This window comes from Aquabacterium sp. A7-Y (assembly GCF_026153205.1).
GTDB lineage: Bacteria > Pseudomonadota > Gammaproteobacteria > Burkholderiales > Burkholderiaceae_C > Caldimonas.
In genome coordinates this window covers 144,496-161,468 of the sequence record NZ_JAPFBW010000003.1, presented here as the reverse complement: position 1 = coordinate 161,468, position 16,973 = coordinate 144,496, and the positions used below count along the sequence as shown (strand labels likewise).

The following is a 16,973-nucleotide window of genomic DNA, read 5'->3' as shown; positions in this document are numbered from 1 at the left end:
TTCACGCGCGGTGACGTGCCGGCGTTTCGAGCAAGCGGTACCAGTCCACCCCCGCGGCATCGACTTCGCGCACCGCTTCTCCGCGCTGCACCAGGTGGTTCAGGCAGGCCAGGCTTTCGCCGGTCGCCATGCCCAGCACGGCCACATGCGCCTCGCCGACAGGCCGGGCGAACAGTGCGCTGAACACGTCGACCACACGCCGGGGTTCGCGCAGCGCCTGCCGCAGCCGCATCAGCGAGCGGTGCTGGCCGGACCGCAGCGCGTCGATGCGGGCATGCAGGCCGCGGAAGCAGTCGTGGTGGGACGGCAGCACGAGCACGTCGTCCGGCACCTCCCGTTCCAGCTTGTCCAGCGACGCCAGCCAGTCGGCCATCGGATCGGCCTCGGGTTCCATCGGATGGACCGAGACGTTGGACGAAATCCGCGGCAGCACCTGGTCTCCCGAGATCAGCAGCTTCAGCCCGGCGCAGTACAGGCAGGCATGTTCGGGCGAATGGCCGTTGCCCATGATGACGCGCCACGGACGGTCGCCGATGCGAACTTCTTCGCCGTCCCTCAGGCGCCGGAAGCTGTCCGGCAAGGTGTGGATGAGCTTGCCGAAATTGCCGAAGCGGGCGCGGTAGGTTTCGAGCGCCGCCTCGCCCCAGCCGGCGCGACGGTAGAAGCGGATCGCGTCCTGGGGCGCTTCGCGGCCGGTGTCCGAGGTCAGCACTCGGCAGGACAGGTACTCCTCGCGTGTCATCCAGAGCCGGATGTCGAACTGGCGCGTCAGCCAACCGGCCATGCCGACATGATCGGGGTGCATGTGGGTCACGAACACACGGGTCAGCGGCACCCCCTCGGCGGCCTCGCAGAGCAGCTGCTGCCACAGCAGGGCCGTGTCGTCGGTGCGGGCGCCGGTGTCCACCACCGCCCAGCCCTCGCCGTCCTGCAGCGCCCAGACGTTGATGTGGTCCGGCTTGTAGGGCAAGGGCATGCGGATCCAGTGCACGCCCGGGGCGACCGCCAGCGTGTGGCCGGGCTCGGGGCCCCGGGCAAAGGGATAGTCGAGCCGTGCCTTGCCGGCGTCGTCGTTCAGGTCGTCACTCATGACTGTGCTCCTTGCAGCGGCCGGGCCGCCGATCGTGGGTTCGGGCGCGCTCGAGCGACGGCCGCCGGCCGAGCTCTCAGCGCAGGCGCGGATCGAGCCGATCGCGCAGTCCGTCGCCGATGAAGTTGAAGGCGCAGATGGCCAGCGTGATCAGCAGGCCCGCGGAGACCGAGAACCAGGGAACCGATTCGAGATAGGTGAAGCCGGTCTGCAGTTCCTTGCCCCAGCTGGGCGTCGGCGGCTGCACGCCAATGCCGAGGAAGGACGCGCCGGCCTCGGTCGCGATGGCGCTGCCCGCAGCGATCGAGCAGGCGACGATCAGCGGTGTCGTGACGTTGGGCAGCACATGCCGCGTGACCTGACGCCAGCGCGACACGCCCATCGCCTGCGCGGCCTCGACGAAAGGCAACTCGCGTACCACCAGCACGCTGCCGCGCGTGATGCGTGCAAAGACGGTCCAGCCGAACAGCACGAAGGACAGGATCACGTTGTGCATGCCGGGCCCGAGGTGGGCCGCCATCACGAGCGTGAAGAGCAGCGGAGGGAAACACAGGAAGGCATCGCAGACGCGCATCGCCACCGCATCGAGCCAGCCGCCCAGGAAGCCGGCCGCGAGTCCGATCGACACGCCCAGCAGCGCCGCCAGCGCCGTGCTGACGAAGGCCACCAGCAAGGGCACCTGCGCACCGAAGATCAGCCGCGACAGCAGGTCGCGGCCCAGGTGATCGGTGCCGAGCCAGTGGGTGCTCGACGGGCCCTGCAGCACCTGCTCGAGGTCCTGGTCGTCGATGTCGTAGGGCGCGATCCAGGGAGCGAACAAGGCCACCAGCAGCAGGGCCGCGAGCACGAGCAGGCCGAAACGCGCCTGCAGCGAGCCGCGCCACAGATTGGCGACCCCGCCGGCGAGGCGCCGCCAGGCCTCGCCGCCTGCCCGCAGGCGCAGCGCCTCTTCGCGCGGGGACACCAAGGGGAGCCGGCTCATCGCCCCGCCACCCGCACCCGGGGATCCAGGGCTGCGTACAACAGATCCACCAGCAGATTGACGGCCAGCATGTTGACCGACACCAGCACCAGGGCCGCCTGGATGACCGGGAAGTCCTTGCCCAGGATGGCCTCCAGCGTCATGCGGCCGAGACCGGGCAGCGCGAACACCTGCTCGATGAAAAACGAGCCGGCCACCATGCCGCCGAAGGACAGGCCGATGACGGTGACCAGCGGGATCATGGCCGGCCGCAAGGCGTGGCGGACCAGCACCTGGCGCTCGCTCAGGCCCCTGGCACGCGCGGTGCGGATGTGGTCCTGCTGCAGCGCGTCCAGCAGGCTCGAACGCACATAACGTGCGAGCAGCCCCGCCGTGTGTACCCCGGCCACGAAGGTGGGCAGCAGCATAGCCCGCAGGTTGCCTGCCGGGTCCTCGGTGAACGGGACGTAGCCCGACGGCGGCAGCCACTGCAGCTCGACCGCCAAGGCATAGATCATCACGATGGCCAGCCAGTAGGCCGGTATCGCGATGCCGACCATGGCGGAGCCGGACAACACCGTGTCGAGCACCGAGCCGCGCCGCAAGGCGGCCACCATGCCGACCGGAAGGCCGAGCACCAGGGTCCACAGCGTCGAGCCGACAAACAGCTCGAGCGTGACCGGCAGACGCTGCGCGAACAGCTCGCGCACCGGTTGTCCGGTGCCGATCGAGCGGCCCCAGTCGCCTTGCACGAAACCGGTGATCCACTGCACGAACTGCGCGGGCACCGAGCCTTGCAGGCCGAAGGACTCGCGCACGGCGTCGATCTCGCTCGACTCCGAGACGTGTCCGCCGGCGCTGAGCGCCGCGAGCAGCTGGTCGCCCGGGATCAGGTGCACGGCCGCGAAGCACAGCACGGTCACGATGCCCAGCACGACCGCCGCGTGCGCCAGCCGGGACAGCAGAAAGCCCAGCATGGCGCTCAGGCGACCCGACCCGGCTTGCCGTCGACGAACCACATCGGGTGCGAGCGCAGGTAGACCTCCTTGTACTTGCGCGCCGCGATGTGGTCGTAGCCTTTGACGTAGTGATGGTAGGCCACCGCGGTCTCCTCGTACCACAGCCAGACGTCGTAGCAGCCCTCGGTGATGAGCGTCTCGAGCTCGTGGTACAGCCGACGACGGCGCTCGGGGTCGAGCTCCTTGCGGGCGCTCTCGATCAGCCGGACCAGGGCCGGGTTGTTCTCGCGTCCGGCCGAGAGCGCGCCGCTCGGGTGGTAGAGACTGGTGACGACGGGGTCGGGATCGTGGATGAAGGACCAGCCGCCGGGCCCCAGGTCCCAGTGGCCCTGCTCCAGCCGCGCCGTGGCGGCCACCGGTGTCAGCAGCTCGACCTTCCAGGTGATGCCGACCTGCTGCAGCATGCGCTGGATCGCCTCGGCGCGCAGTGCCGAGACCGTGTCGTTGAGCAGGAAACCGGTGAGGCCGAGTCCCTTCTCGAAGCCGGCCCGGGCCAGCAGCTCGCGCGAGCGCCGCGGGTCGAAGGGCACGGGCTGGAGCTTGGGATTGCGCGCCCAGTGCTCGTGCGGGAACAGACCGGAGGCCGGGCGACCGAGCCCGTATTCGGTGCCGGCGATGAGGGCGCGGCGGTCGATGGCATGAGACACCGCCTGCCGCACCCGCAGGTCGCTGCACGGCCCCCTGGCCGAGTTGAAACGCAGCGCCGCCGTGTTCGGCGACGGCGTGACGAACACCGCCACACGCTTGTCGTCCTTGAGCAGCAGGTACTGCGACTTGTCGAGCGACAGACCATCGAGCTGGCCCGCGCGGAAGTTGGCGAGGCGGACCCCGGGCTCGGGGATCACGGCGATGTGGATGCCGTCGAAGTAGGGCATGTCGGGCCGGCCGACCGCCTTGGCGAACCACCAGTGCGGGTTGCGCTTGAGCTTGAGGAAGTTGCCGGGGCTGACCTCGTCGACCAGAAACGGGCCGGTGCCCGCGGGCTGACGGGTCTCGAACTTGCGGGCATCGGCCCGCAGCGCGGCACTGGACAGCACATAGCCCGGGACCGTGGACATCAGGCCGGGAAACGCGGCCCAGGGGTGGCTGAAGCGGACGCGCAGCTGCAGCGGCCCCACCACCTCCACGGCGGCCAGGGCACTGATCATCGGGCGGCTCCAGGCCTGGCTGTCGGCGTCCTGGATCCAGGCGAGCTGCTGCTTGAGGCTGTCGGCGGTCATCGGCGTGCCGTCATGGAAGCGGGCGCCAGCGCGCAGCGTGATCAAGGTCGTCTTCGCGTCTTCGGCGACCAGCGATTCCGCCAGCCACGCGATGGAGGGCCGGTAGTCCTCGCCGGTGAGCAGCAGCTTCTCGTGGATGTATCCCAGCGAGTTCCAGTCCAGCACCGGCCACCGGTTCGGGTTGAGCATGCCGATGTACCGCGGCGCGGCTGTCCTGAACACACCGCCGCGCCGGGGGCGATCGTGGTCGTCCCAGCGGGCCCAGGGCTGCTCGCTCAGCGCGCTGCTCACGCCCGGCGGCCGGCCGCGGGCCGGCGTGCTCAGCGCCAGGTAGGCCGCGCCGGTCAGCAGCAGCGCGACCGTCCTTCTGTCGGTGTCCATCGGGCTATCCCTCCTTGTGCGTGGCCGATGCGTTATTCAGCCTGCATTGACCCCCGGTCGGCGATGCCCTGTGCCCTGAGGTCCAGGCCCTGGAGCAAGGCTTCGAGCCAGAGCACGCCCGCGTCGCAGGTCTGCCGTCGCACGGCCCACCATTGCGGACTCTCGGGCACGGCAACGCCGGCAGGGATGTCGTGGGCCTGCAGCCCGAAGGCATCGGCGCACCGCTCGACCAGCCGCCGCGGCGCCAGCATCACCTTGTCGCTGCAGCCCACCAGCATGAAACCCAGCAGGAAGCGCGGCACTGTCGCGACCACCCGGCGCTTGATGCCGATGTCGTTGACCCCGCCGGGCTTGAGGTCCGTGAAGTCCCCGGCGATCGACGCCGCCACGTGGTCCAGCCCTTCCAGGGTCTGGCGGGTGAGCCTCGCCTGCAGCTTCGGATGCTGCCTGCGACCCGTGACGCAGTAGCTGTCGCCGAACAGCCAGGTTGTCGCCAGGCCCTCCAGTGCCTCGCCGAACTGTCCGATCGCAATGTCGATCTCGTTGCGCCTGAGCGCGCGCAAGGCCTGCTCGCCAAGCAGCATGCGGAAGGCGAAACGGGCCTTCGGCGCCTCGCGCGTGAAGGCATCGAGCAGGGACGGTGCCACCAGCGCGGTGATGAAGTCCGAGCAGGCGATGCGAAAGCCGCGTTCGGTTTCCAGAGGATCGAAGCGGGCCCCCAGCCCGAGCGCATGGTGGGCGTTTTCGAGCAAGGCGTCCACCAGCGGTGCCAGCTCCAGCGCATGCGGGGTCGGCTCCAGGCCGTGAGGACGCCTTTCGAACAAGGGGTCGTCGAACAGCTCGCGCAGGCGTGCCAGCGAATGGCTCACCGCCGAGGGGCTCAGGCACAGGCGTTCACCGACAAGCGTGGCGCGCCGCTCGCGCATCAGGCCCTGGAAGACCAGCAGCAAGGTGCCGTCCAGGCGCCTGAGTTTCGAGTTGTCGAACTCACTCATGAAGCGATTTCAGCCAGAGGTGTCGAGGGCGCTTCGAGAATCCGCCGCATGCATCGAAGGAGATGGAATGAAGACCATCGTTCCCGAGGAGTATCGCGACGCGGACCGCCTGTCGGTGAGCCGCTTCAAGGCCGCCCTGCCCCTATGGGGTCCCCGCCTGAGGGCGGCGGTGACCCTGGAGGCCTGCGCGATGGCGCTGCTCGGCAGCGCCGTCACACCGGCCTGGTCGCAGGACGTCGTCAGGTTGGACGGCCGGGTCAGTGCGGCGATCGGCAAGCGGGCCGGAAACAGCGAGCTGCAATACCTGGACCTCTCGCTCAGCCAGATCAAGCTGACCGCCATCGAGCGCCTGCCCGGTGGCGTGACGGTGACGGCCTCGCTGGACCACCGCCTGAACCTGGGCAGCGGCACCACTGCCACCCTGCTGCCGGGCACCTTCTGGTCCGGGCACAGCTATGTGAGCGTGAGCGCGCCGGGCGTCGGCCAGCTGCTGCTCGGCCGCTTCTATACCGCGGCGCTGGTGCTGGCGCAGGACCGGTCGGACCCCTTTGCCGGAGAGACGATCGCGGACCTGCGCAGCGTCAGCGTGGCGCCGTTCGAGATCCAGGGGCTGATGGCCAAGGGGGGCTCGGGCTGGATTCCGCGCGGGCGCGTCAACAACGGCCTGCTTTACTCGGTGCGTCCGACGAGCAGCTGGAGCAGCGACGGTGTCGATCTCATGCTCGGCGTCAGCCCCGAGCGCCGCGGCGAAAGGCCCACCGGCGGCGGACGTCACTGGTCGGTCGCCGCGGCCTACCGCAAGGGCCCCTGGTACATCGGCGTGGGCCACGAAGATCCGGAGGGCCGCACGGACCGGTTCTCGTCCATCGTCGTCACCCGGGACCTGAAGTCGGTGAAGCTGAACTTCGGCTTCAGCGCCGGCCGGGACAACGCGGGGACCGCCACCGCGCCGGCGCCCAAGCACTACCGCGGCTGGCTGGTAGGCGGCACGGCGCGCCTCGGTACCGGCGACCTGCGCTTCGGCTACGGCAGCAGCAGCTTCGACGGCCACCACTACGGGGACAAGCTGGGTCTCGGCTACCGCTACCACCTGTCGCGCAGGACCTACCTCTACAGCGATGTCGCCTACAGCCGCAAGCAGCTGGGCCAGTCCTTCGACGGCTCGCGCCGGACCGGCTTCGACCTCGGCCTGGCGACCCTGTTCTGAGCCATCCCGGACCGCGGCCTGCCGTGCCCCGGCTCTCAAGCCTCGCACAACAGGCCGCAGAGAGCCGGTCGCAGGTAGAGACCGACCACGTTCTCGGCGCGCGCCGAAGGCACCCAGCGGCGCAGCTCCGAGGCCGCGTTCAGCTGCGCCAGCAGCAACTGCGCCGCCATGCCGGGATCGAGCGGACGCACCGAGCCGTCCACCATGCCGTCGACCAGCAGGCTCGCCAGGCGCTCGGTCAGGCGCTGCGTGTCCAGGCTCACGCGCTCGCGTTGCGCCGGGTCGGGCAGCGCACTGGTGGCGCTGCCGCGCAGCAGCGGCCCCTGCCCGGAGAGCTGAAAGCACAGCACCGCGGCGGCCGCGCGGGCGGCGCGCTGCCAGCCGGATCCACCGGCGGCTTCGGCCTCGGCGAGCGCTCGTCGCACCACCGAGAAGCTGCGCTCGAAGCAGGCCGCGATCACGTCGCACTTGTTGTGGTTGTGGTGATAGAACCAGCCCTTGGTGAGGTTCAGCCGCGCCGAGATCCGGTCGACCGAGGCGCCGCGGTAGCCCTGCTCGTTGACCAGTTCGGTGGCCGCACGCAGGAAAGCTTCTTCGGTCGCATCGCCGCTGCCGAGCAGCGCGGCCTGGTCGCCTGCCGGCGGATCCTGCCAGGCCCGCGCGGCGCCACCCAGCCCGCGCAGCAGGAGCTCGGTGACACGGGTGGCCCCGACAGGAGCCCGCTCCGGCTCGAAGCGGGGCAGCCAGGCCCGCATCCAATGGGCCGTCGACACCAGGAGGTGGGTGCGTGCGTTCAGGTCGGCGCGCGACCAGGCCGCCGTCTCCGGCCCCATGAACAAGGCGCGCACCCGCCGGAACATGTCCGTGTAGGCCCCGAACACCTCGGCCTCCTGCGGCTGCGGCAGCGCGCGCAGGTCGTTGAAGAGGATCAGCGTCGGCCGCGCGCCCGTTTCGATCCCGGCCACCATGCCGGCGAGGCCTTGCACGAAGGCGCTCAGCCGCTCGGCCACCGTGCCAGCCCCGGCGGCCTGCCTCGCAAGCGCCTCGTGCGCCGCGATCGCGCGCAGGAAGCAGGCCGTCGCGAGGTCCTCCTTCTTGCGGTAGTAGTAGGTGACGCTGGTCGTCACCAGGCCCACGCTGGCCGCGATCCCCCCCAGCGTCGCGCCCTTGACCCCCTGCGCGTTGAAATGTCGCGCCGCCGCGGCCAGCACGGCGTCCTGCTTCTCTTGGAAACGGGAGGTGGGCGAGGTTTCGGGGGGCGGGGTGGGCATGGCAGGCCGGGACGCTGCCGGCAACAGCGCCGGCACGCTGACAGTAACACTGACGGAATCGAATATACGGTACGCCGGAGATCACTTCATGTTCCGAAGCGCAGTACAAGGCATCCCCTTGGTTTCGAAAGAACAGTTTGCGGTGGGGGGCGCGCCTCCTATCTTCACCGAAAGCGAAGAGGGTTCATTCATCCCGATGCCGAGGAGACACATGAGCGACACCCCCGAGATCGACGACTTCCGCCGCCAGACGCGCGCCTGGCTGGAAGCCCACTGCCCGCCCGAGATGCGCCAGCCGCTGCAGGACGACGACGACGTGGTCTGGGGCGGCCGGCGCTTCAGCTTCAAGTCCGAGGCACAACGCCTGTGGCTCGAACGCATGGCCGAACGCGGCTGGACCGTGCCGACCTGGCCCCAGGCCTATGGCGGCGGCGGCCTGGACGGCGCGCAGGCGCAGGTCCTGGCGCAGGAGATGCGCCGGCTCAATTGCCGCGCTCCCCTGCAGAGCTTCGGCATCTCGATGCTGGGCCCTGCACTGCTGAGGTTCGGCAACGAGGAGCAGAAGCGCGAGCACCTGCCGAAGATCGCCCGCGGCGAGATCCGCTGGTGCCAGGGCTACAGCGAGCCGAACGCCGGATCCGACCTGGCGTCGCTCGCGACCCGTGCCGAGGATCGCGGCGACCACTTCATCGTCAACGGCCAGAAGATCTGGACCTCCTACGCGGACGAGGCCGACTGGATCTTCTGCCTGGTGCGCACCGACACCACCAAAAAGCACACCGGCATCAGCTTCGTGCTGTTCGACATGGAGACCCCCGGCGTCAGCACCCGCCCCATCCTGCTGATCTCGGGCAAGTCGCCGTTCTGCGAGACCTTCTTCGACAACGTGCGGGTCGAGAAGCGCAACCTGGTCGGCACCCTCAACCGCGGCTGGGATGTCGCCAAGTACCTGCTGGTCCACGAACGCCAGTCGATCGGCGCGGCCACCGAGCGCTGGCAGCCCCGCCCGGCGGGCCAGTTCGCCGCGGAGCAGATCGGGCTGGACGGCCAGGGTCGGCTGGCCGACCCGGTGCTGCGCGCGCAGCTCGCCGAGTTCGATACCGACGACGCGGCCTTTCGTGCGGCCGTCGAGCGAGCCACCGACCTGGCCCGCGCGCAACAGGGCCACCCGGCGACCTCCTCGATGCTCAAGTACTACGGCGCCGAGCTGAACAAGCGCCGCCTGGAGCTGTCGATGGCGGCCGGCGGCAGCGCTGCGCTCGAGTGGGAAAGCGAGCGGTCCCAGCACGGCAGCCTGGCGCGCACCTGGTTGCGCACCAAGGGCAACTCGATCGAGGGCGGTACCAGCGAGGTGCAGCTCAACATCATCGCCAAGCACCTCCTCGAACTTCCGGGAGCCTGACCATGCCCCTCCTGCTCAACGAAGAACAGGCCATGCTGCGCGACAGCGCGCGCGACTTCCTGGCGGCCCGGGCACCGGTCGCCGCGCTGCGCCGCCTGCGCGACGAGCGCAGTGCCGACGGCTACTCGCCCGAGCTGTGGCGGCAGTTCGCCGAGATGGGCTACACCGGCGTCCTGGTGCCCGAGGACCTGGGCGGCCTGGGCCTGGGCCATGTGGAGGCGGGTATCGTGATGGAGCAGATCGGCCACCACCTCACCGCCTCGCCGCTGCTGGCCTCGGGCATCGTCGCGGTGAGCGCCTTGCGCGCCGGCGGCACGCCCGAGCAGCAGGCCCAGTGGTGCCCGAGGCTCGCCGCGGGGGCGGCGATCGCGACACTGGCGGTGGACGAAGGCGTCAAACACCGGCCCCTGCAGATCGGGCTGAGGGCTCGGGTCGAAGGGGCCGAGCTCGTGCTCGACGGCGACAAGACCTTCGTGCCGGACGGACACGTCGCCGACCTGCTGGTGGTCGCCGCACGCAGCGCCGGTCAGCCGGGTGAGGCCGACGGCATCACGCTGGTGCTGGTGCCGCGCGACGCGGCCGGCGTCGAGGTCGAACGCACCGTGATGGCCGATGCGCACAATGCCGCGCGTTTCGGCTTCCGCGCTGTGCGGGTCGGGACCGATGCGGTGCTGGGTCGCCTCGGCGAAGGTGCGGCGGCCCTGCAGGCGGCGCTCGACGCCGGTCGCGCCGCGGCCGCAGGCGAGCTGCTCGGCCTCGCCGACGAGGTCTTCGCGCGCACCGTGCGCTATCTGAAGGAGCGCACCCAGTTCGGCCGGCTGATCGGCGAATTCCAGGCGCTGCAGCACCGCGCCGCGATGCTGTACTGCGAGCTCGAACTCACCCGGGCCGCGGTGCTCAAGGCCCAGCAGGCACTCGACGGCAACACGCCGAAGGCGAGCGCGGCCGTCGCGGTGGCCAAGGCGCGTGCCGGCCGCACCGCCACCCAGGCGGTGCAGGAAGGCGTGCAGATGCACGGCGGCATCGGGATGACCGATGCATTCGACATCGGCCTGTTCATGAAACGCGCCCGTGTGCTGCAGGAGCTGTACGGCGACAGCGCCTTCCACCAGGACCAGCTGGCCACCAGCCGCCAGTACTGAACCCGCGCCGGCCCGCCTTGCAGGCCGGCACCTTCCTTTCTTGGCAGCCAGAGGGAGTTTGCATGTCCCCATCCCCCGCAATCCCCGCCTCCCCGTGTCCGCCGGTGATGAGCCTGGCGCTCGCTCACGGGTTGATGACCCGGCCGGGGTCCTTCTTTGAAATCGAACAGGTCGACATTCGCGGCATCCCGACGCGGGTCTGGAAGTACGCGCCGCCGACGCTGCGCGAGGTGTTCCTGGCCGGGCGCCAGCACGGCGACCACACCTTCCTGGTGTACGAGGGCGAGCGCGCCAGCTTCGAGTCCTTCGCACGCGCCACGCTGGCGCTCGCGCAGGCCCTGGCGGCACAGGGTGTGGTCAAGGGTGAGCGTGTCGCGATCGCGATGCGCAACCTGCCGGAATGGCCGGTGGCCTACTTCGCCACGCTGCTGCTGGGCGCCATCGCAGCGCCGCTGAATGCCTGGGGCACCCCGGCGGACCTGCTGCACGGCCTGACCGATTCCGGTGCCCGGGTTGCCGTGCTCGATGCCGAGCGCTGGGAGCGGCTCCAGCCCGGGGTCGACGGCTGCCCGGAGCTGGCGCAGGTGCTGGTGTCGCGCCATCGCGGCGCGCTGATGCATCCGAGAGCCCGGGCGCTGGAGCAGCTGATCGGCCGCGTCTGCGAGTGGCCCGGGCTGCCGGACCGGCCGCTGCCCCCGGTGCCCTTGGCCCCCGACGACGACGCCACCTTGTTCTACACCTCGGGCACCACCGGCAGCCCCAAGGGCGCACTCGGCACCCACCGCTGCTCCACCAGCACGCTGATGGCGTCCGCCTTCTCAGCATTGCGCGGTTTCGTCCGGCGCGGCGAACCGCCCCCGGACCCGGCCGCACGGACCACGCAGCGCACGCTGCTCGTGTCCGTCCCCTTCTTCCACACCACCGGCTGCCAGGGCATGTGCGGCGCCCTCTTTGCCGGCAGCAAGCTGGTCCTGATGCACCGCTGGGAGGTCGGGCGGGCCCTTCAGCTGATCGAGGCCGAACGTGTCACCCACGCCGGCGGCGTGCCGACCATCGCCTGGCAGCTGCTCGAGCATCCGGCCGTCGACCGCTACGACCTGTCCAGCCTGGAGGCGGTGGCCTATGGCGGTGCGCCGGCCTCGCCCGAGCTGGTCGAGCGACTGCAGCGCGTCTTCCCGCAGGCCGAGCCGGGCACGGCGTGGGGCATGACCGAGACCTCGGCCGGCTTCACCGGCCACAGCGGTGACGACTACCGGGCCAAGCCCGCCAGCGCCGGTCCGGCGCCGCCGGTGGGCGAGCTGAAGATCACCGACGACACCGGCCGGCCGCTGCCCGCCGGACAGATCGGCGAGCTCTGGGTCAAGGGCCCGAATGTCGTGAAGGGCTACTGGCGGCGTCCCGAGGACACCGCGCAGACCTTTGTCGACGGCTGGCTGCGCACCGGCGACCTGGCGTATCTCGACGACGAGGGCTGGCTGTTCATCGTGGACCGCAAGAAAGACATGCTGATCCGCGGCGGCGAGAACATCTACTGCGCCGAGATCGAGTCGGCGCTCTACAAGCACCCGGCCGTCGTCGACGCGGGCGTCGTCGGTGTCCCGCATGCCTCGCTGGGCGAGGAACCGGCGGCGCTGGTGGTGCTGCGGCCCGGCGAAACGCTCGAGCCCGAGGCCTTGCGCGAGTTCCTGCGCGGCCATCTGTCGGCCTACAAGCTCCCGGTAAGCATCGTCATCCACCCGGAACTGCTGCCGCGCAATCCCGCCGGCAAGCTGATGAAGCCGGCGCTGAAGCAACTGCTGCAGGCCGCCCTCTCGAGATCCTGAGATCCTGAACCTCTGAAGCGAGATCTTCATGAGCCAACCCGTCTCCCTTTCGACCCACGGCCCGGTGGCCGTGATCACGATGGACAAGCCGCCGGTCAACAGCCTGGGCGCGGCCTTGCGCGCCGGCATCGCCGACGCCGTCGAGCGCGCGGCCGCCGACGAGCAGGTCCGGGCCATCGTGCTGACCGGCACCGCTCGGGCGTTCTCGGCCGGCGCCGACATCACCGAGTTCGGCACGCCCCTGGCCGGGCGGGATCCCCACCTGCGGGCCCTGATCGAGCGGGTGGAACAGACGCAGAAGCCGGTGGTGGCCGCCGTGTCGGGCCAGTGCCTGGGCGGCGGCCTGGAGCTCGCGATGGGCTGCCACTGGCGGGTCGCGCTGGCCGATGCCCAGCTCGGCCTGCCGGAAGTGAAGCTGGGCCTGCTGCCCGGCGCCGGCGGTACGCAGCGACTGCCACGGCTGGTCGGCCTGGAAGTGGCCGTCAACATGGTCGTCAGCGGCAACCCGATGTCGGCCGCGACGCTCGCCGGCACGCGGCTGATCGACCGCATCGTCACCGGCGACCTGGTCGAGGCGGCGGTCGCCTTCGCCCTCGAGCTGCTGGAAGAAGGCCAGCCGATCCGCCGGGTGCGTGACCTGCCGGTCCAGGACCCGCAAGGCGAAGCCTTCCTGCAGTTCGCCCGCAACACGGTGGCAACCACCGCCGGCCCCTTCCCCGCGCCGCTGAAGGGCCTGGAAGCCGTGGGGCACGCGCTGACCCGGTCCTTCGACGACGGCCTGCGGCTGGAGCGCGAGGCGTTCCAGGCGCTGATGGTGACGCCCGAGGCGCGCGCGCTGCGCCACATCTTCATCGCCGAGCGGGCCGCCGCGGCGATTCCCGGCCTTCCCGAGGGCACCGCGCCGCGCGCCATCGAGCGCGTCGGCGTGGTCGGGGCCGGCATGATGGGCGGCGGCATCACGATGAGCTTCGTGAACGCCGGCATGCCGGTGGTGCTGCTGGAGACGACGCAGGAGGCGCTGGACCGGGGCCTCGCGACGATACGCAGGAACTACGAGAACTCGGCCAGGAAGGGCAAGCTCGATCCCCGGCAGATCGAGCCGCGCATGGCCCTGATCACGCCGACCCTGGACGACAACACCCTGCGCGAGGTCGACCTGGTGATCGAGGCGGTGTTCGAGGACATGGAGGTCAAGACCGCGGTGTTCCGCCGGCTCGACGAGGTGTGCAAGCCGGGCGCCATCCTGGCCTCCAACACGTCCTACCTGAACATCGACCGCCTGGCCGGCTGCACCGGGCGCCCTTCGGACGTGATCGGGCTGCACTTCTTCAGCCCCGCGAACGTGATGCGGTTGCTGGAGATCGTGCGCGGCGCGGCCACCGCGCCGGAGGTGCTGGCGACCTGCATGGCGCTGGCGCGGCGCATCGGCAAGGTCGCGGTGGTGGCGGGCGTGTGCGACGGCTTCATCGGCAACCGCATGCTGGCGCGCTACGGCGCAGCGGCGCTGGGCCTGGTGCAGGCGGGCGCGCTGCCGCAGCAGGTCGACGGCGCCTTGCAGGCCTTCGGCATGGCAATGGGCCCCTTCCGCATGGGCGACCTCGCCGGTCTCGACATCGGCTGGGCCGCGCGCAAGCGCCGCGCGGCCGAAGCCGGCAGCGGGCCGCCAGGCGGCATCGTCGACCAGCTCTGCGAGGCCGGCCGCTTCGGCCAGAAGACCGGTGCGGGCTGGTACCGCTATGAAGCCGGGCGCCGCGAGCCCCTCCCCGATCCGCTCACCGAGCAGCTGATCCAGGCGTGGCGGTCTGCCCAAGGGTTGGTCGCGCGCGAGGTGAGCGACGAAGAGGTGGTCGAGCGCTGCATCTTCGCGCTGGTCAACGAGGGCGCGCGCATCCTGGAGGAAGGCATCGCGGCACGGGCCTCGGACATCGACGTGGTCTACATCAACGGCTACGGCTTCCCGCGGCACCGCGGCGGCCCGATGCTGTACGCCGACATGGTGGGGCTGCCCAAGGTCGTGCGCTGCCTGCGGCATTTCGCCGCCGAGCCGGGCGCCGACGGATCCTGGCAGCCGGCGCCGCTGCTGGTGAGGCTGGCCGAGGAGGGCCGAAGCTTCAACTGAAACGAACGACGCATCCCCGATGCTTCGGAAACATTCGCGCCTGTTGCGGCCATGAACCGCCAATTCCTCTACCAAAGCCATCCTAGAGTGGTCACCAGCTCTTTGTCGTTTCCAGCTGGAGGACCTTCATGCGTATCGGAGTACCGAAGGAGATCAAGAACCACGAGTACCGGGTCGGGCTGGTGCCCTCCTCGGTCTCGGAGCTGGTGGCGCGCGGTCACCAGGTGCTGGTGCAGCGCGGCGCCGGCGCCGGTATCGGTCTGAACGACAGCGACTACCAGGCGGCCGGCGCGCACCTCGCCGACGACGCGGCACAGATCTGGACGGACGCCGAGATGGTGGTGAAGGTCAAGGAGCCCCAGGCGACCGAGAGGCGGCTGCTGCACGAAGGCCAGCTGCTCTTCACCTACCTGCACCTGGCGCCCGACCCCGAGCAGACCCGCGACCTGCTGGCCGGCGGCGCCACCTGCATCGCCTACGAGACCGTCACCTCGCCGAGCGGCGGCCTGCCGCTGTTGACGCCGATGTCCGAGGTCGCGGGCCGGCTCGCGCCCCAGGTCGGCGCCCATTGCCTCGAGAAGGCCCAGGGCGGCCGCGGCGTGCTGCTGGGCGGTGTGCCGGGCGTCGCGCCGGCCGAGGTGCTGATCCTCGGCGGAGGTGTCGCGGGCAGCCACGCGGCGGCCATTGCGCTGGGCATGGGCGCCGACGTCACCGTGATCGACCGCTCGCCGGAGGTGCTGCGCCGCCTTTATCAGCAGTTCGGCACCCGGCTGCGCACCCAGCACTCGACGCGCGACGCGATCGCGCAGGCGGTGGCGCGGGCGGAGCTGGTCATCGGCGCCGTGCTGGTGCCCGGCGCCGCCGCGCCCCGGCTGGTGACGCGCGAGATGCTGGGCACGATGAAACCCGGCACCGTGATGGTGGACATCGCGATCGACCAGGGCGGCTGCTTCGAGACCTCGCGCCCGACCACCCATGCCGAGCCCACCTTTGTGGTCGACGGCATCGTGCACTATTGCGTTGCCAACATGCCGGGGGCGGTCGCGCGCACGTCGACCTTCGCGCTCAACAACGCCACCTTGCCCTTCGTGTTGGCGCTGGCCGACAGGGGTTGGCGCCGCGCGCTGCAGGACGACGTGCACCTGCGCGCCGGGCTCAACGTGCACGCCGGGCAGCTGACCTGCCGTCCGGTGGCCGAGGCGCAGGGGCTGGAGTGGGTGTCGGCGGACGGCTTGTTCGGCTGAGTGGCGCAGACATCGGCGCATGCGGCACACTCTGCCGCCATGCCACTTGTCCGCATTTGGACTTTCGACGCAGCGCTTGCCTCGGGAGTCGCCACGCCGATCGACATTTTTCTGGCCGCGAACTACCTCGCCACCCCGGGCGGTGAGCCAGGCAGGCGAACACGCCCCTTCGAATGGCAGGTCGAGTCGCTGGACGGCAAGCCGGTCCGGACCGCATCCGGGCAGTTGCTGCCCGTGGACGGGCGGATCAGCGGAACCGCCGGCGCCGACGCGATCTGGCTCACCGGCCCGTTCGTGCCGGACGTCGCACGTTTTCTGGCGACACGGCGCGACCTCGAGCCTCTGCTGTCCGCGCTGCGGCGACAGCACGAGCGCGGCACACTCCTGGCCACCTACTGCACCGGGTCGTTTCTTTTGGCGGAGGCAGGACTTCTGCATGGCAAAGCCGCCACCACCCATTGGTCTCATGCGAGGGCGTTCCAGTCGCGCTACCCCGACGTCCAGCTGAAACACGCCGAGCTCATCACCGAACAGGCCGGCATCCTGTGCAGCGCCGCGGTCACGTCCTACCAGAACCTGGCGCTGCGCCTGGTGGAGAAGCTGGCGAATGCCAAGCTGGCCCTCGACACCGCCAAGCTGATGCTGATCGACCTGCACCGCGACCTGCAGAGTCCCTACGCCAGCCCCTTTCATGAGCTGTGCGATCACGGTGATGACCTGGTCGCACGTGGACAGCGCTGGATGACCAAGCGCCTGAAAGAGGGCTTCAGCATCACCCAGCTCAGCCAACAGCTCGCGGTCAGCGAGCGGACCCTCAACCGCCGCTTCAAGCAGGCGCTGGGCGAGCCCCCGCTCAAACACCTGCAGTCGCTTCGCATCGAGATGGCCAAGCGGCTGTTCGAAACCACACGTGCCACGGTCGAGGTGGCTTGCGACCGGATCGGCTACAGCGATCCCGCCAGCTTTCGGGACCTGTTCAAGCGCCATACGGGCGTCACTCCGAGCGAGTACCGGCGCCGGTTCGGTCGCCGCTGAGGGGGTGCGGCAGACGGCGTGAACGGGTGTCCGAAATGCCACCAAAGATGGCATTCCAGCCTAT

Annotated in this window: 13 protein-coding genes; 7 read left to right on the top strand and 6 right to left on the bottom strand. The window is 70.3% G+C overall.

The features are described 5' to 3' along the window. Position 1: 1 nt before the first annotated feature. From OOT46_RS03720 to OOT46_RS03700, 5 genes are all read right to left on the bottom strand, one after another. Complete coding sequence (locus OOT46_RS03720; protein ID WP_265402236.1) at positions 2-1,090, bottom strand: MBL fold metallo-hydrolase; 1,089 nt, start codon at positions 1,088-1,090, stop codon at positions 2-4. 76 nt (positions 1,091-1,166) lie between these two features. Beyond that, on the bottom strand, positions 1,167-2,072 hold the full coding sequence (locus OOT46_RS03715) for an ABC transporter permease (RefSeq protein WP_265402235.1): 906 nt from the start codon (positions 2,070-2,072) through the stop codon (positions 1,167-1,169). Then, a complete protein-coding gene (locus OOT46_RS03710) occupies positions 2,069-3,028 on the bottom strand; it encodes an ABC transporter permease (protein WP_265402234.1) in 960 nt (319 codons plus the stop codon). The genes OOT46_RS03715 and OOT46_RS03710 overlap by 4 nt, the downstream gene beginning before the upstream one ends. Before the next feature lie 5 nt (positions 3,029-3,033). Then, positions 3,034-4,671 carry an ABC transporter substrate-binding protein gene (locus OOT46_RS03705; RefSeq protein WP_265402233.1) on the bottom strand — a complete coding sequence of 546 codons (1,638 nt, stop codon included), beginning with the start codon at positions 4,669-4,671 and terminating at the stop codon, positions 3,034-3,036. A gap of 32 nt (positions 4,672-4,703) precedes the next feature. Continuing rightward, positions 4,704-5,666: a LysR family transcriptional regulator gene (locus OOT46_RS03700; RefSeq protein ID WP_265402232.1), complete on the bottom strand. Its 963-nt coding sequence runs from the start codon at positions 5,664-5,666 to the stop codon at positions 4,704-4,706. A gap of 67 nt (positions 5,667-5,733) precedes the next feature. Between OOT46_RS03700 and OOT46_RS03695 the strand changes: the two genes are divergently transcribed. Then, positions 5,734-6,873, top strand: coding sequence for a porin (locus OOT46_RS03695; protein WP_265402231.1), 1,140 nt, complete (start codon positions 5,734-5,736; stop codon positions 6,871-6,873). A gap of 35 nt (positions 6,874-6,908) precedes the next feature. Here OOT46_RS03695 and OOT46_RS03690 read toward each other — a convergent pair whose 3' ends face one another. After that, entirely contained in the window at positions 6,909-8,144 is a 1,236-nt protein-coding gene (locus OOT46_RS03690; protein ID WP_265402230.1) for a TetR/AcrR family transcriptional regulator, read from the bottom strand. Between the two features lie 211 nt (positions 8,145-8,355). On the opposite strand from OOT46_RS03690, the gene OOT46_RS03685 reads away from it, so the two are divergent. The 6 genes from OOT46_RS03685 to OOT46_RS03660 all read left to right on the top strand — a co-directional run bounded on the left by OOT46_RS03685 (position 8,356) and on the right by OOT46_RS03660 (position 16,909). Continuing rightward, positions 8,356-9,546, top strand: a complete 1,191-nt coding sequence (locus OOT46_RS03685) for an acyl-CoA dehydrogenase family protein (RefSeq protein WP_265402229.1) — start codon at positions 8,356-8,358, stop codon at positions 9,544-9,546. A 2-nt stretch (positions 9,547-9,548) separates the two neighbouring features. Then, positions 9,549-10,688 (top strand): acyl-CoA dehydrogenase family protein, encoded by a 1,140-nt coding sequence (locus tag OOT46_RS03680; protein ID WP_265402228.1) that lies wholly within the window; start codon positions 9,549-9,551, stop codon positions 10,686-10,688. Positions 10,689-10,750: 62 nt separating this feature from the next. Next, positions 10,751-12,511, top strand: a complete 1,761-nt coding sequence (locus OOT46_RS03675) for a class I adenylate-forming enzyme family protein (RefSeq protein ID WP_265402227.1) — start codon at positions 10,751-10,753, stop codon at positions 12,509-12,511. Positions 12,512-12,539: 28 nt separating this feature from the next. After that, positions 12,540-14,630, top strand: a complete 2,091-nt coding sequence (locus tag OOT46_RS03670; RefSeq protein WP_265402226.1) for a 3-hydroxyacyl-CoA dehydrogenase NAD-binding domain-containing protein — start codon at positions 12,540-12,542, stop codon at positions 14,628-14,630. A 128-nt stretch (positions 14,631-14,758) separates the two neighbouring features. Beyond that, positions 14,759-15,874 (top strand): alanine dehydrogenase, encoded by a 1,116-nt coding sequence (gene ald, locus OOT46_RS03665; RefSeq protein WP_265402225.1) that lies wholly within the window; start codon positions 14,759-14,761, stop codon positions 15,872-15,874. Then, positions 15,875-16,909: a GlxA family transcriptional regulator gene (locus OOT46_RS03660; RefSeq protein WP_322114226.1), complete on the top strand. Its 1,035-nt coding sequence runs from the start codon at positions 15,875-15,877 to the stop codon at positions 16,907-16,909. It begins immediately after the preceding gene. Positions 16,910-16,973: the final 64 nt, after the last annotated feature.